This window comes from Paraburkholderia sp. SEWSISQ10-3 4 (assembly GCF_030464785.1).
GTDB lineage: Bacteria > Pseudomonadota > Gammaproteobacteria > Burkholderiales > Burkholderiaceae > Paraburkholderia > Paraburkholderia aspalathi.
Map to the genome: position 1 here is coordinate 1,178,213 of NZ_JALPRI010000001.1, position 13,848 is coordinate 1,192,060.

15 protein-coding genes are annotated in these 13,848 nt (G+C 59.5%); 5 read left to right on the forward strand and 10 right to left on the reverse strand.

Annotated features, from left to right (window positions below; genetic code table 11):
* Nucleotides 1-3: 3 nt before the first annotated feature.
* On the forward strand, nt 4-180 hold the full coding sequence (locus tag M0D68_RS05270; protein WP_093634980.1) for a DUF3563 family protein: 177 nt from the start codon (nt 4-6) through the stop codon (nt 178-180).
* 319 nt (nt 181-499) lie between these two features.
* Here M0D68_RS05270 and M0D68_RS05275 read toward each other — a convergent pair whose 3' ends face one another.
* The 6 genes from M0D68_RS05275 to M0D68_RS05300 all read right to left on the reverse strand — a co-directional run bounded on the left by M0D68_RS05275 (nt 500) and on the right by M0D68_RS05300 (nt 6,041).
* The gene (locus tag M0D68_RS05275; RefSeq protein ID WP_200617381.1) at nt 500-1,999 is read right to left on the reverse strand and encodes a deoxyribodipyrimidine photo-lyase; all 1,500 of its coding nucleotides are present in this window, start codon (nt 1,997-1,999) and stop codon (nt 500-502) included.
* A 307-nt stretch (nt 2,000-2,306) separates the two neighbouring features.
* Nucleotides 2,307-2,726: an organic hydroperoxide resistance protein gene (locus M0D68_RS05280; protein ID WP_093634982.1), complete on the reverse strand. Its 420-nt coding sequence runs from the start codon at nt 2,724-2,726 to the stop codon at nt 2,307-2,309.
* A gap of 172 nt (nt 2,727-2,898) precedes the next feature.
* Nucleotides 2,899-3,351: a MarR family winged helix-turn-helix transcriptional regulator gene (locus M0D68_RS05285; RefSeq protein ID WP_093634983.1), complete on the reverse strand. Its 453-nt coding sequence runs from the start codon at nt 3,349-3,351 to the stop codon at nt 2,899-2,901.
* 205 nt (nt 3,352-3,556) lie between these two features.
* On the reverse strand, nt 3,557-4,363 hold the full coding sequence (locus M0D68_RS05290) for a BPSS1780 family membrane protein (protein WP_093634984.1): 807 nt from the start codon (nt 4,361-4,363) through the stop codon (nt 3,557-3,559).
* Entirely contained in the window at nt 4,354-5,349 is a 996-nt protein-coding gene (locus M0D68_RS05295; protein WP_200650898.1) for a homoserine kinase, read from the reverse strand. The genes M0D68_RS05290 and M0D68_RS05295 overlap by 10 nt, the downstream gene beginning before the upstream one ends.
* Before the next feature lie 296 nt (nt 5,350-5,645).
* Entirely contained in the window at nt 5,646-6,041 is a 396-nt protein-coding gene (locus M0D68_RS05300; protein WP_200570572.1) for a hypothetical protein, read from the reverse strand.
* Nucleotides 6,042-6,241: 200 nt separating this feature from the next.
* Here M0D68_RS05300 and M0D68_RS05305 point away from each other — a divergent pair, with 200 nt between their 5' ends.
* From M0D68_RS05305 to M0D68_RS05315, 3 genes are all read left to right on the forward strand, one after another.
* On the forward strand, nt 6,242-7,768 hold the full coding sequence (locus tag M0D68_RS05305) for an AMP nucleosidase (RefSeq protein ID WP_054034928.1): 1,527 nt from the start codon (nt 6,242-6,244) through the stop codon (nt 7,766-7,768).
* 752 nt (nt 7,769-8,520) lie between these two features.
* The gene (locus M0D68_RS05310; protein WP_200650897.1) at nt 8,521-9,003 is read left to right on the forward strand and encodes a hypothetical protein; all 483 of its coding nucleotides are present in this window, start codon (nt 8,521-8,523) and stop codon (nt 9,001-9,003) included.
* 1 nt (nt 9,004) lies between these two features.
* Nucleotides 9,005-9,760: a hypothetical protein gene (locus M0D68_RS05315; RefSeq protein ID WP_200650896.1), complete on the forward strand. Its 756-nt coding sequence runs from the start codon at nt 9,005-9,007 to the stop codon at nt 9,758-9,760.
* 511 nt (nt 9,761-10,271) lie between these two features.
* Here M0D68_RS05315 and M0D68_RS05320 read toward each other — a convergent pair.
* From M0D68_RS05320 to M0D68_RS05330, 3 genes are all read right to left on the reverse strand, one after another.
* Nucleotides 10,272-10,730 carry a hypothetical protein gene (locus tag M0D68_RS05320; RefSeq protein WP_093634989.1) on the reverse strand — a complete coding sequence of 153 codons (459 nt, stop codon included), beginning with the start codon at nt 10,728-10,730 and terminating at the stop codon, nt 10,272-10,274.
* A 181-nt stretch (nt 10,731-10,911) separates the two neighbouring features.
* The gene (locus M0D68_RS05325; protein ID WP_093634990.1) at nt 10,912-11,442 is read right to left on the reverse strand and encodes a chromate transporter; all 531 of its coding nucleotides are present in this window, start codon (nt 11,440-11,442) and stop codon (nt 10,912-10,914) included.
* Nucleotides 11,439-12,008 (reverse strand): chromate transporter, encoded by a 570-nt coding sequence (locus M0D68_RS05330; protein ID WP_200650895.1) that lies wholly within the window; start codon nt 12,006-12,008, stop codon nt 11,439-11,441. Before M0D68_RS05330 ends, M0D68_RS05325 begins: the two co-directional genes overlap by 4 nt.
* Before the next feature lie 97 nt (nt 12,009-12,105).
* On the opposite strand from M0D68_RS05330, the gene M0D68_RS05335 reads away from it, so the two are divergent.
* Nucleotides 12,106-13,023 carry a transcriptional regulator GcvA gene (locus tag M0D68_RS05335; protein ID WP_200650894.1) on the forward strand — a complete coding sequence of 306 codons (918 nt, stop codon included), beginning with the start codon at nt 12,106-12,108 and terminating at the stop codon, nt 13,021-13,023.
* Nucleotides 13,024-13,103: 80 nt separating this feature from the next.
* Here M0D68_RS05335 and M0D68_RS05340 read toward each other — a convergent pair whose 3' ends face one another.
* Complete coding sequence (locus tag M0D68_RS05340; RefSeq protein WP_054034825.1) at nt 13,104-13,847, reverse strand: TIGR00730 family Rossman fold protein; 744 nt, start codon at nt 13,845-13,847, stop codon at nt 13,104-13,106.
* Nucleotide 13,848 lies beyond the last annotated feature (1 nt).

The window sequence follows — 13,848 nt, forward strand, 5'->3', positions numbered from 1 at the left end:
ACCATGTACTTGCTTAGCCGCCTGTTTCTGTTCCTGACCAAATCGCCCGATCAACTCGCGAAAGAACGCGCTGACGCCTTCCTCGCAGAGGCAACCGATCTTTACGATCTGGAATTCCGTATGCGCAAGCTGGACCGTGAGGCGGCTACCCGTCATCCGGCGTGGATGGCCCAGCACTAAGCTGCGCGAGTTTGAAGCATCGGCGCGTATTGAAGAACGCCGATGTTTGGGGTGAGGCGCCCAAGCTGTTATGAGCTATTGGAAGGGCTCAGCACGCTTAAACAGCCGGATTCAATTGCCACAGCGCGTTTGATTCAACACCGCGGTAAATGCCACGTAGGCTACCTGGGGCTCGAGCAGTTCGGCCAGCCCAGCGGTCCCGTTGCCTGTATGCAAGCGTCAGTGCGACGAGCGACACCAGAACACCAGCAGCGACCGCAAACGGCGCGTCTCTAAGTCTTCGCCGGACGTTCCTGATCAAATCAATGTGAGCGGGCGCTTACTTGCCGAAACGGGCAAGCGTACGCTGACGCGCGTCGGCATGGTCGACGATCGGGGCGGGATAATCCTTGCCCAACACCACACCAAATTCCGAGAGCCGATCCGCGCCTGCCAACCATGGCGCGTGAATCCATTTGGCCGGCAGTTTCGCGAGCTGGGGCAGGTAGCGTTTGATAAAGCGCCCTTCGGCGTCGAACTTTTCGGATTGCGTGATCGGATTGAAAATCCGGAAATACGGCTGCGCGTCGCATCCCGTCGATGCCGCCCATTGCCAGCCGCCGTTATTCGCCGAGAAATCGAAGTCGTTCAATTGTTCGGCGAAGTAACGCTCGCCGCGTCGCCAGTCGACGCCCAGATCCTTCACCAGAAAACTCGCTGTCACCATCCGCAGGCGGTTGTGCATGTAGCCGGTGCGGTTCAACTGCAGCATCGCGGCGTCCACCAACGGATAGCCTGTGCGGCCGTCGCACCATGCGGCGAACGCCTCGTCCGCTTCCGGGCCTTGCTCCCAGCGCAGTTGGTCACACTCTTCCTTGAACGACGCACCGTCCGCCAGCTTTGGATGATGCGAGAGGATCATGAAGTAAAAATCCCGCCAGATCAGCTCAGACAACCACGTGGCCGAGCCTTGCCCGTCCGGTTGCAGTGACATCTCGTGCGCGAGTCGCGCGAGCGTGCGGATCGAGACAGTGCCGAAGCGCAGATGCATCGACAGGTAGCTGGGGCCTTTGACGGCGGGAAAGTCGCGCCGGTCCTGATAGCTGTCGATGCGGGTCATGAAGTCGTCGAGCAGGCGTTGCGCGCCGCTCATGCCGGTGGGCAAGTTGAGCTCCGCAAGATTGCTCGGTGCGAAGCCGAGTTGATCGAGCGTCGGCAGTTGGCGGTCCAGCCTCGGCGGCAGTGCTGCCAGATGCTTCGCGTAGGCCTCGACCGGATACGGTTTCAGATCGAAGGCCGTCAACTGCTTGAGCCAAGCGTTCTTATATGGCGTGAACACCGTGAACGGCTTGTTCTGGCCTGTCAGCACCTCGTCGCGCTCGAAAATCACCTGGTCTTTAAACATCAGCCATTGGCGTCCGGCTTCGGCAAGCCGCTCGTGCACCGTCTCGTCACGCCCGATCGCGACCGGCTCGTAATCGTGATTGGTGAATACCGCATCCACGCTGAGTTCGTCGGCGAGCCTGGGCACGAGATCGACCGGATCACCGTACAGCACGATGAGCCCGCCACCTTTGGCACGCAATGCCTCGTCCAATTCGCCCAACGCAGCAAGAATGAACTCGACGCGGCGGTCCTGTGGCTGCGTATCGGGATGGCGAGTTTGCCAGGCGTCGCTCAGCGGTTGCAGGATCGTCGTGTCGAATACGAACGCGCACCAGACGCGCACGCAATGCTTGAGCGCGTAGTAGAGCGCGGCGTTGTCCGTGCTGCGCAGGTCGCGGCGAAACCAGACCAGACCGGTATCGAAGGTGTCGTTCAGGCGCCGCAGGCGTGTCATTGGCAACGTGGGTCGGGTAAGGGGCTGCGCAGTCTGGCATCGACCGGCGCAATGATCGACTGCCAGGCGACGATATTACTGAACTGCGCGTTGACTAACAGAGCTATCGGCGAAATCGCGCGATGGCAGATGATCGGTCGGATCGATGCACGCACATTGCGTGCCGCGTCCGCGAATGCCTATTGCACCGCCAAACGGCACAACGCCCGTACCTGATTTGCAGGGTACGAGCGTTGTTCATGACGGCCCGGTTGTGCCGCGCGCGTCAAGATTCGATTCATTGGCAATTCGTTCAAGCCGCCGGAGCTTACGCGACTTGCAGGCGCACCGCGACGTTGTTGCGCGTGGCGTTCGAGTACGGGCAGACCTGATGCGCTGCGTCGACCAGTTCCTTGGCTGCATCTGCAGGGAGACCCGGCAGCGAGACGCGCAGATCGATGTCGAGCGCGAAGCCGCCATTGTCGTTCGGGCCGATCCCCACTTCTGCCGTGACTTGCGTGTCAGCCGGCAAAGCCTGCTTGCGCTGGCCGGCGATGAACTTCATCGCGCTCAGGAAACACGCCGAGTAGCCCGCTGCAAAGAGTTGTTCAGGGTTGGTGCCCGCTGCGCCCGTGCCGCCCAGTTCGCGCGGTGCTGCCAGCTTCACGTCCAATGCATTGTCCGACGATACTGCACGGCCGTCACGGCCACCGGTGCTGGTTGCGCTTGCTTTGTAGAGGATGTTCATTGTGCTGCTCCTAAATCCGGGTTGTCAGGGTGGTTTGCATGCTTGCCGCTGTCTGGCCGCCTTTCTGGCGGAGTGCTATCGAAGCGGCATGTGATAAAGATAGTACACAAATCATTTGTGTGCAAACTAATTTTTGTATCGCTCCGATAGCGTGCCTTTTGAAACAGGCCGACTAGTGGTCCATGTAATCGTTGAGCGTGGAGCGCAGGCGCGTCAGATCGTCACGCAGACGGAGCAGGAATTCCGGCGTCTGCTGGGTCGCGCAGAAGATTTCCGCCGGCACTTCGCGTGCCTGGCGCTTCAGCGCGGTGCCCGCTTTGGTGAGCCGGATATAGACGAGCCGCTCATCTTCGACGCCGCGTACCCGTTCCAGGTAGCCCTGCGCCTCGAGGCGCTTGAGCAGGGGCGTGACCGTCGCCGAGTCGAGATTCAGGCGCGCGGCCATGTCTTTCACCGTGACGTCGTCGGCTTCCCATAGCACCAGCATCGTCAGGTATTGCGGGTACGTCAGACCGAGCTTGTCGAGCAGCGGTTTGTACGCCTTCGTCATCGCAAGCGAGGTCGAATAGAGGGCGAAGCAGAGTTGCTCGTCGAGCGTGAAGGGCAAAGCGGGGCGCTGGGTCATGTTGCATCTCGCGTAAAAAAGAGCGTGCAAATCGATTGCGCGCAAACCATTGTGCCGCAAGTCGAGGCGAGATGCCGACCGCGGATGGTAATTTGGCGAGGCGATGGGGGCGGACGGCGCCAGCGCGAAAGCGCGCAGTGCGCCGGATTGAAACCCCACGGGCGCCGAAAAAGCGCCCGCGCGTGAGCAACGGTCTAGCCGGCGCTCAAGCCGCCGGCGTGGTCGGCAGGTCCGGTGCTTCCGGCGTTTGCACGCCGAAGCAGCCGCGATAGGTCGCGTAGAACGAGCAATACAGCATGGTCGTGACGATCATCGTGGCGGGCATCAGGATCGCGAATGCGAAGTCACCCGCGCCCAGCGCCTGCATCAGCGCGGACAAGCCGAACGAGACCGTGGTCGCCACCGCGAACCACAGTGCGCCGAACACGATGAACGCGCCGCGATTGCGCCAGCAACTCACGATACTGAAGAACATCGCCTTGACGGGCGGCACGTCGTGCCACGCGATAAGAACCGGCGAGAACCAGAAAATCATCGCGACGGGAATGTAGAACGCAAACGCGGCGATCACCGCCAGCGGGATATTGCTGTTGGCGATCGCGTCCTGATCCATCGTAGCCATGCCGAGCATGACCTTGAGCAGCATGCCGCCGTCGGCGAGTGCCGAGCCGGCCAGCACCAGCGCCATCGCGACGACGTACAGAACGCCCAGCGCCAGCAGACGTTTGGCGACCGCGGGGCCGTAGGAGTGAAAGCCGTCCACCAGAATGGTCGGGAACACCGGCTTGCCCGCGATGGTGTTGCGGCACGCCGCCATGAAGCCGACGGCGACACCCGGAATGAACACCAGCGGCAGCACGCCGCCGACGACCGGAATCTGCGCCGCCAGCGTCATGACCAGCAGATAGGTGAAGAACAGCGTCAGAAACGCGAGCGGGTTCTTGCGGAACAGCCAGATACCCTGCCGGAACCAGACATAGCCGGTTTTCGCGGGGACTTCGATCAGTTGCATGAGGTATGAATGCCTGGAAGAGCAACGCCGGACAGGCGTTCGCGCAGAATGCGCTCGAAATGACCGGGGTCGTGCGGTTTGAGTAGCTCGGCCGCGCGCGGCAAATGAAAATCATACAGGCGCGAGACCCAGAAGCGGTAAGCGCCGGCACGCAGCATATCGCCCCAATGGCGGTTTTCTTCGACAGTGAACGGACGCACGGTCTGGTAGGCGCGCAGCATGGCTTCGGTGCGTGCCTCGTCGAGCTTGCCGGTGGCGAGGTCGACGCACCAGTCGTTGACCGTTACCGCGACGTCGAACAGCCACTTGTCGCAGCCGGCGAAATAGAAATCGAAGAAGCCGCCCAGGCGCACCTCGTGGCCGGATTCCGGCGCTGCATGCGCGAACAGCGCGTTATCGCGGAACAGGTCGGCGTGGCACGGACCTTCGGGCAGCCTGGCGTAATCCGCCGACGCGAAGAACGCCTCTTGATGCGCCAATTCAGACGACAGCAGGTCGCGTTGCGCCCCCTCGAGAAACGGCAGGATGGTCGGTACGGTTTCCTGCCACCACGGCAGACTGCGCAGATTCGGCTGATAGCGCGCGTAATCGCGCCCCGCCAGATGCATGCGCGCGAGCATGTGCCCGACCTCGACGCAGTGCTCGATCTGCGGCGCCAACTCCGGCGCGCCTTCGAGCTTGGTCACAATGGCGGCGGGCTTGCCGTGCAGCGTGCCGAACAGCGCACTGTCTTCGCGCGGCATGGGATCCGGCACCGGCACGCGGTGCGCGGCCAGGTGCTGCATCAGATCGAGATAGAACGGCAGTTGCTCGGCCGTCAGCTTTTCGAAAATCGTGAGGACGTATTCACCGCGCGTCGTCGTCAGAAAGAAGTTGCTGTTCTCAATACCGGACGGAATGCCGCGAAACTCGACGACTTCGCCGAGATCGTAGTGACGCATCCATTCTGCTAGTTGGGGTTCGGTGACAGCGGTGAAGACAGCCATGCGGGAAACGTCGGATCAGGTTAGTCGGGCTGGCGCGAGGCGACCAGTGCGAGATGTGGCAAATGCGTTGCAGAAAGCGCGGTCAGGGTCACGCGGTCAAGTTCAATCAGGCAGCGAACCTTGCCTGCCAATCCTGGCCACCCGTCAGGGTCGCCAAGCGCTGTGACAATTCAACGCGGTATCGCCATGCTGCAGGCGGTGCTGAAAATCGGCAAGCAGGCTAAAAGCCCGGGGCGACGCCCGCGGGCCGCGCAGATCCGGGCGCGGCTTACATCACGCCGCCGCCCCGGCATGCATCAATAAGTCAGATTCACCGAGGGCAAACGCGCGTTCGGGCGGCCGTTGTCCCGCACGGTGGGCGACGTGTCGAGCGGCGCGCTCATCTGATAGCGTGTGCCGAGATTCGAATGCACGTTGATTTCAACGGGCTTGCCTTTGTCGCGGTATTCGGTGATTTCGGTGCCGTTAGCGCTGCGTTCGTAGAAGCTCGGCGTGCGCGGGACGTTGATTTCGACCTTCGAGCTGACCTCGGCGGCCGGACGATTGATCTTCTCCAGATCAGGCAGACCGGCCCGTTCATTGGCGGACTGGGGCGCGCCGGGGGCCGGAGTGTCATCGACAGGCTGGGCAGCCATCGCCGCGTTGCCAAAGGCGAGGGCCAGTGCAACGGCGACGGGAAGGAACGGCTTCATGGTGATTCTCCAATATGGTGCCCCGATTCTAGCAAATCCAGCCTTGCCTACGGGCGCGATCGCCTTATTTTGCGCCGCTTTCGCGCGACGTGCGCGCAATCTTGCGGCCGCTGTTGCGGCAGTTGTGGTAGGCGTGGCGAGGTCATTTGGCGATCGCGGGTTCCGTGGTAATGTCATCGCATCAATAGGGGCGAATGAAGATGAACAACGATACCAATCAACGCGCGGTGCAGACTCCCGCCAACAGCTTCCCAACCGAATCCTTTGACGACGCGGCCGAGGCCGTCACGCGTCTGTCGGCGATCTATGAAGCGAACACCTCGTTCCTGCGCGACGCCTTCGCGCGCTATCGCCGCAACGAACTGTTCGAGCGCCGGGTGCGCGCCTGCTACCCGTTCGTCCGAGTGCGCACCGAAGTCAACACGCATATCGACTCGCGCCGCTCGTACGGTTTCGTCGCGGGCCCCGGTGTGTTCGAGACCACGGTTACGCGGCCGGATCTGTTCGGCAACTACTATCGCGAGCAATTGCGCCTGCTGGCGAAGAACCATCACGTGAAGATCGAAGTCGGCGTGTCCGACCAGCCGATTCCGATTCACTTTGCTTTCGCCGAAGGCATCCATCTCGAGGGCGATCTGGATCGCGAGCGCCTGTTCCTGATGCGCGACGTGTTCGATACACCTGACCTCGCGCTGCTCGACGACCGGATCGTCAACGGCACGTATGAGCCGCTGCCGGGCGAGCCGCATCCGCTCGCGCTGTTCACGGCGGCGCGGGTGGATTTCTCGCTGCATCGGCTGAAGCATTACACGGCCACCTCACCCACGCATTGCCAGAACTACGTGCTGTACACGAACTACCAGTTCTATATCGACGAGTTCGTCAAACTCGGCCGCACGATGATGGCCCATACCGACGACGAAGAACTGCGCGCTTATCGCAGTGAATACACGTCGTTCGTCGAACCGGGCGACGTGATCACTTACAACGAAAATCTCGGCGAGCAGGCGCAGGAAGGCACGGCGCCGCCGCGTCTGCCGCAGATGCCCGCGTATCACCTGAAGCGTGCCGATGGCAGCGGCATCACGATGGTCAACATCGGTGTCGGGCCGTCGAACGCGAAGACGATCACGGATCATATCGCCGTGCTGCGTCCGCATGCGTGGATCATGCTCGGCCACTGCGCGGGTCTGCGCAATACGCAGCGTTTGGGCGACTACGTGCTGGCGCACGGCTATGTGCGCGAAGATCACGTGCTCGACGACGATTTGCCGCTGTGGGTGCCGATTCCAGCGCTCGCCGAAGTGCAGGTGGCGTTGGAACGCGCGGTCGCGCAGGTTACGCAACTGGACGGCGTCGAGTTAAAGCGCGTGATGCGCACGGGCACCGTGGCGAGTGTGGATAACCGCAACTGGGAGTTGCGCGATCACCGTGAGCCGGTGCAGCGGCTGTCGCAAAGCCGCGCGGTCGCGCTCGATATGGAGAGCGCGACGATCGCCGCCAACGGGTTCCGTTTCCGCGTGCCTTACGGCACCTTGCTATGCGTGTCGGACAAGCCTTTGCATGGCGAATTGAAGCTGCCCGGCATGGCGGATCAGTTCTATCGCGCGCAGGTCGATCAGCATCTGCAGATCGGCGTGAAGGCGATGGAGTTATTGCGGATGAATGGCCTGCATCGTTTGCATAGCCGTAAGTTGCGCAGCTTCGCGGAAGTGGCGTTTCAGTAAGGGGTATGCGTCGGCTTCGCGGAATACGACCGCGAACAGATCGGCCGTATGGAGGAGTGCGTCTGGGCAATTCCATGAACTTCACAAGCCGATCAGGCTGTGGCGCGCACTGATCCGTTGGCACGGACCTTGGGCGGCGTAGTTTCAGTTCTGCGCTCGTGTTTGTATCGCGCTTAAGCAGCTTCAATGAGGTTACGGCACAACATTGTGAAGTTCTGCGCTGTAGACGCGGCTCTCACATGGCAGTGGTTTTCGCCAAAGATCATGTTGAGTACCCAGTCCATGCTGCTTTCGGCGCCCAGAAGGAAATCCCGTTGGAGGTTCGAGCAACTCCGGAATCGTTGTGGTCCTGTTGCTTTTGTTTGCCATGCACACCTGTCCCAGTACCGCGTTCACGTCATTGCCGTAGGCCGGCATCACGGAGCGCACGCTAATCACTGCGATGGGCGTCGCGCGCCGTCTTGCCATCGAGGGTTACCACCTGACGCCGGCGCGCGGCTACGTGGATCACGCAAATCGCCAAACGCGTCTTCGATATTGAACACACCTTCTTGCATCGCTTTTTCTCGGCCATACAAGCCACGGTACACGCACCTTCAACAAAGCTTACCAGGTGCTCTTCACCATCTGTAGCACTTCACGCAATCTGCCTGGCTTCTCCCTCCGAAGTAACCGTTTTTTCGGAATTGTCTGATGTCAATCGCATCGTCGATGACGATACATTTTCAATGTAGTGAAAGCTACATTCATAAATGGTGGTATCCACCAAACTAAATAAAAACACGATGACTACCAGACGATTATTTTTGCGAACAAGTGCATTGTCTCTTGTCGGCATCACGTCTCAAATTGCAAAGGCGACTCCCACATCTCCCCAAACTACAGCCACTCCGCTCCGCGGATATGCTTTAACAAACGGCGCGACTGCATTGAGGCGCGACGACGGGACATGGATATTTTGGGTGCGTATCATAAATTTTCAGGACCCAAATAGTGATATTGCGGCAAATCTTCAGGTGGCGACGGATAAGGGGTTCTCGCAAATTATTGATGTCCTGCCTGTCACGCTCACAAAAACAAAATCATTTATTGCTCAGACGGTGTACAGGCCAAAAACAGGCAATACGCAGCTCTATTATCGCTATGTTGTCGGGTCGAGCCCTTCTATCGCACCGTCCGTCAGTTCCTCAGTGAATTCAATTGCCCCGTGGAATACAGAGTCAAAGGCTGAATAAAATGGCAAAAGTGGAAATGGTGTTGAAATTCATCGAAAACGGTTCGAATTCGATGACTACTTATCAGGCGCTTATGGCCGCAGCAAATAGCCAAAATGACTCGCTGTCAGTTATTCAAAATGGCACAAACCTCGTGGCAACAATATCAAATGTGGCACCGATGATGCAGCCAGTACGTATCATGACAAACGGATTGGCCGCGACGTCTGCATTAATACGAATTGCGACAGATTGGAAAGACCCGAACAAAAAAGTCCAGGCGGGAGACGTGCTGACCGTCATAAGTGCGGTTGGAACGATCGCTGTTACGCTGCTTGTTTGGGCAGAAATTGGCCCGGGTGCCGCTGCAGTAGTTGGTGGACTCATCTTGGCTGCCGACCTGCAATCTTCCTTTCAGCCATATATAAACTCTACAAAAATATGGTTGGGTAATTATATGACAACTCTGCTGCAAGTCTCGAATCCTCCGTCGGTTGCTAGTGCATCGCTTTATTGGTCAAGTCTCGGAACTGGAAGTGGGTACGTGCTTTCCTCCTACAACGAAATATTGACGCAAAAGGGGATGTTCGTCTGTTTGAGCGACAAGGGTGTTTCAGGTAGCGGTTTGATACCTATGGGGACCCCCGTTCCAGGTAGCTTCACGCCAGTCAACGAAGATCAATACAAGGAAAACTATTGCCGATATCTGAGTGTTGAACAGGGTTGGAGCGATATCGTTAGTGGAATGGATTATTGCAAGAACGTAAAATTCAGATAGCTATGACAGCAATGCCGCGTTGCATTCGGGTTTCACTTATCGGATTCTTTCTCGCCTTCCTGTGCGAGGCTTGGGTAGAAATCGCCTTACTTCAATCCGGCTCTCTGCCGTGGGAAGGCTGTCTGGCCGTGTTCGTAAGTCTTGTGGCGAATCTGCTGGCGCTTGTGTATGGGATAAAGAGAAAGAGATGGGCTTACGACCTGCTTAAGTGGATCGCGGCCTTTCTTCTTCTATGGACTATATTCGGGCACCCATATTTGCAAGAATTGGGATTGTGGGCTATCGCACTAATTACCCTTTGTGTGTGGCTCCGACTCGGCGCGCTTCTCATATTGCGGCGCAAGGCGGTGAAAGATTGGATCGAAGCGACTACTACCGGCGACGGTCTGCAGTGGCGTAGATGAATGACGAATAAGCGGCCTCTCTCTCCTGCCATCGACTACCGCATTGCGCGGTAGTCGATGGCAGCGATTCTTCCTTCAAGATTTCGTGACTTTGTAAGTACCGAGGCTTAGGGTTTCAGCAACCTGTAGACCTTCGCCGACCTCCGCCAGGAGAATAGTGTCCAAGCGTTCATTGCTGCGACCGCGACAATCCATACTACGACGCGCGCACTGGCGTTGCCGCTGTGAGCCTCGTGTATCCATTTAAGGCAAAGCAGGGCTGACACTAGGATGCCAGCCACAAACCACCAGAAGGAAATCTCGGGCGAATTGATGCCGCAAATCTCACCGGTGGAGTGGTTTAGCCATCCAACGAGCGTTTGCCAGTTATCTGTATCGCGCAGCACCGCCGTCACGACCATGCCGCTTTCAAGTCGAGGCGCGCCGCGCATTTGTACAGCGTACTGGCGTTTGCCTGCAACCGTTACGTTAAAGGCTGTGCTGATTGTTCTACTACCATATTTGTCTTTCTCGGCGACTATCCCATCGATGTTTTCAAGCGTGACGGTGATGGCATGGTAGGTCATAAGCGGATGGCACAGGAGCTGAGTCTATAAGCTGCAAGCATAGCTGTGCTCCGTAATCCCGAGACACTGACCGTACGGGTTTTTGACGCCGCATTGCGCTTAGTCAATGCGTTTCTCGGGCCGCCATGTTTGCGGCAGTTCTGTGCTCGATGCATTGCATTACTCAGGTCCCCCGCGCGTTTCAAAACTGCCCAAACCCCGTCAGCCCAATCAAACTCCCCGCTGCTAGCAACCACAGCGGATGAATCCGCGTTTTCAACGCCAGCACAGCGGTAAATGCGCAGATTGCCCATGCGATCGCCGTTGGGTTCGACGCTTCGGCGATCAGGGACGCACTCGCCGCGACGATGCCGGCCGTCACCGGCACCAGTCCCATTTGCGCGTAACGCCGCCACGGACGGTCCTTGAACCGGTCCCACGCATGCAGCGCAAGAATTGTCACGAGCGACGAAGGTCCGAACTTCGCCACTGAAGTCACGAGCATCCCCGCCCAACCCGCCACGTGCCAACCGACCAACGTCACGATCATCAGATTGGGCCCCGGCGCCGCTTGCGCAAGCGCGAACAGCGCGCTGAATTCGCTGGCCGGCATCCAGTGATGCACATCCACCACCTGTCGCTGCATCTCCGGAAGGATCGTGTTGCCGCCACCAAACGCGAGCAACGAAAGCTGACTGAAAATGATGGCCAGAGAAATGAGCGTGTCGGTCATCGTGCGGCCCTCGACGCGATGTAGATGCTGAGCGGCGTGAGCACCAGCATCGTGGGCAGAAGCGGCAGCCGCATGATGGCGATCGCGATGAAGCCGAGCGCCGCGATAAGCGCGGCCATCGGTTTATCGCGCAATGGCAGAAGGATTTTCACGGCCATCGAGATCAGCAGGCCGGACGCCGCCGCGGCGAGGCCGGCAAACAGATGGCGAACGTGCGGGTCGTTTTGCGTGTGTTCGTACAGCACGCCAAGGCCGATCACCACCAGCGAAGGCCCCGCGATCAAGCCGAGCAAACCTGCCAGCGCGCCCGGCACGCCGCGAAAGCGCATCCCGATCGCCACCGAAAGATTGATCACATTGCCGCCCGGCAGGAATTGGCACAGGCCCAGCAAGTCGGTGAATTCCGCGCCGGTCAGCCAGCGCCGTTGCTCGACCACGGCGCGCCGCGCCAGCGGCAATGCGCCGCCGAATGAGATCAGCCCGAGGCCGAGAAAGCCGCTAAAAATTTCCCGCAATGTGGGCGTGGGCGGCCGGTCGGCCGTGGTTGAGGTGAGATCGTGATCCATATGGCTAGGCTTCCAGTTCAAGCTCTGGAGGTTAGCGCCGAACCGGCGCTGGGCAAAACGATTTTTGAGCGCACCCTTGTGATCTAGAATCACAAGCATGGCTCGTAATCTTCCCCCCTTTCCGGCGCTGCGCGCCTTCGAAGCGGCCGCACGGCATGAAAGTTTCACCGCCGCTGCGAACGAATTGCATGTGACGCACGGTGCAATTAGCCGGCAAGTCGCGGCTTTCGAAACATGGCTCGGTGTGCAGGTGTTTCATCGCCGCGGCAAGCGCGTGCGTCTGACCGACGACGGCCGCCGCTATCTGGGCACCGTCCAGGCCGCGTTCGACAGCATCGCGCTGGCTACGGATCAACTGCGCGATACGGGCGTCGTTCACGTTTTAAGGGTGAATGCGCTGCCGACCTTCGCAATGAAGTGGCTGTTGCCGCGGCTTCATCAATTCCAGCGCAAGGTGCCGAATGTGGAATTGCGCCTATCGACTTCAAACGCACCGGTCGAAACGCTGGACGGCTTCGACGTCGCCGTGCGGCGCGGGCCGGCGCATTGGCCGAACTGTGTGAGCGGCCATTTTCTTGGCGAGAGCGAGCTCCCGGTGTGCAGTCCCGCGCTCCTGCAACGCTCGCCGATCAAGGTGGCTGACGATCTCGCGAAGCACGTGCTGTTGCATTCAGACACGCGGCCCGATGCGTGGAGCAACTGGTTATCGGCGGCAGGGGCCACGGCGACATGCCGGAAGAAGCAGTCGTTCGATCACTTCTATCTGGCCTTGCAGGCCGCGGTGGATGGACTCGGCGTGGCGCTCGGCCCGTTGCCTTTGCTGGCGGATGAGCTGGCATCGGGACGGCTCGTCGTGCCGTTGGCCGGTCCGCGTCTCGATGCGCGCGGCTATTGGTGGGTGGCGAGGCGGGAGGTCGCGCAGGCGCCGCTAGTGGCGCAGTTCTGCGAATGGCTGCAAGCGCAGGGCGATCAGACCGATGTAGTGGAAGCGAGCGACCTGGAGGCCGCTCGCTAGAACCCGCGTGCGTTGCTCTGTTCAATGACGCATTGAACATCAGCAAGCCGACTTCGCGCACGAGGCGCGAAGCTCCAGCATCACAGATAGAACATCCGGTCTTCATCCGACTTGGCCGGATGCGGTTCGGCTTCTTCGCGGTCTTCATAGAACTTCAACACGGCTTCGAGCACCTGGTCCGGATCGTCGATCACCTGCATCAAGTCCATATCCGTCGGATTGATCAGGCCCATCGGCGTGAGCGAGTTCTTGAACCACGCAAGCAGGCCTTCCCAGAACTCGCCGCCCACCAGAATGATCGGCACGTGGCGCGACTTCTTGGTTTGAATCAGCGTGAGGACTTCGGCGAGCTCATCCAGCGTGCCGAAACCGCCCGGCATGACGATCACCGCATCCGAGTTCTTCACGAACGTGACCTTGCGCGTGAAGAAATGGCGGAAGCGCAGCGAGATGTCCTGCCATTGATTGCCCGATTGCTCGTGCGGCAGTTCGATGTTCAGGCCGACCGAAGGGGCTTTGCCTGCATGGGCGCCCTTGTTGGCCGCCTCCATGATGCCGGGGCCGCCGCCCGAGATGACCGCGAAGCCGGCGTCCGACAGCTTGCGCGCGATTTGCGTGGCGAGTTTGTAATACGGCGAGTTCGGTTTCAGGCGCGCTGAACCATAGATGCTGACAGCCGGACGAATCTCCGAGAGGTACTCGGTCGCCTCGATAAACTCTGCCATAATCGTGAACATCTGCCACGATGCGCGGGCCTTCTTAGCCGTAGCGCGCTCTTGATCTGCGAGTGATCGCAGACTCGGAATCACTTTTCTCTTAGTCATA

Coding starts and splice junctions, on each gene's coding strand:
- M0D68_RS05270 (WP_093634980.1), top strand. CDS start 4: ATGTACTTGCTTAGCCGCCTGTTTCTGTTCCTGACCAAATCGCCCGAT.
- M0D68_RS05275 (WP_200617381.1), bottom strand. CDS start 1,999: ATGACACGCCTGCGGCGCCTGAACGACACCTTCGATACCGGTCTGGTC.
- M0D68_RS05280 (WP_093634982.1), bottom strand. CDS start 2,726: ATGAACATCCTCTACAAAGCAAGCGCAACCAGCACCGGTGGCCGTGAC.
- M0D68_RS05285 (WP_093634983.1), bottom strand. CDS start 3,351: ATGACCCAGCGCCCCGCTTTGCCCTTCACGCTCGACGAGCAACTCTGC.
- M0D68_RS05290 (WP_093634984.1), bottom strand. CDS start 4,363: ATGCAACTGATCGAAGTCCCCGCGAAAACCGGCTATGTCTGGTTCCGG.
- M0D68_RS05295 (WP_200650898.1), bottom strand. CDS start 5,349: ATGGCTGTCTTCACCGCTGTCACCGAACCCCAACTAGCAGAATGGATG.
- M0D68_RS05300 (WP_200570572.1), bottom strand. CDS start 6,041: ATGAAGCCGTTCCTTCCCGTCGCCGTTGCACTGGCCCTCGCCTTTGGC.
- M0D68_RS05305 (WP_054034928.1), top strand. CDS start 6,242: ATGAACAACGATACCAATCAACGCGCGGTGCAGACTCCCGCCAACAGC.
- M0D68_RS05310 (WP_200650897.1), top strand. CDS start 8,521: ATGGTGGTATCCACCAAACTAAATAAAAACACGATGACTACCAGACGA.
- M0D68_RS05315 (WP_200650896.1), top strand. CDS start 9,005: ATGGCAAAAGTGGAAATGGTGTTGAAATTCATCGAAAACGGTTCGAAT.
- M0D68_RS05320 (WP_093634989.1), bottom strand. CDS start 10,730: ATGACCTACCATGCCATCACCGTCACGCTTGAAAACATCGATGGGATA.
- M0D68_RS05325 (WP_093634990.1), bottom strand. CDS start 11,442: ATGACCGACACGCTCATTTCTCTGGCCATCATTTTCAGTCAGCTTTCG.
- M0D68_RS05330 (WP_200650895.1), bottom strand. CDS start 12,008: ATGGATCACGATCTCACCTCAACCACGGCCGACCGGCCGCCCACGCCC.
- M0D68_RS05335 (WP_200650894.1), top strand. CDS start 12,106: ATGGCTCGTAATCTTCCCCCCTTTCCGGCGCTGCGCGCCTTCGAAGCG.
- M0D68_RS05340 (WP_054034825.1), bottom strand. CDS start 13,847: ATGACTAAGAGAAAAGTGATTCCGAGTCTGCGATCACTCGCAGATCAA.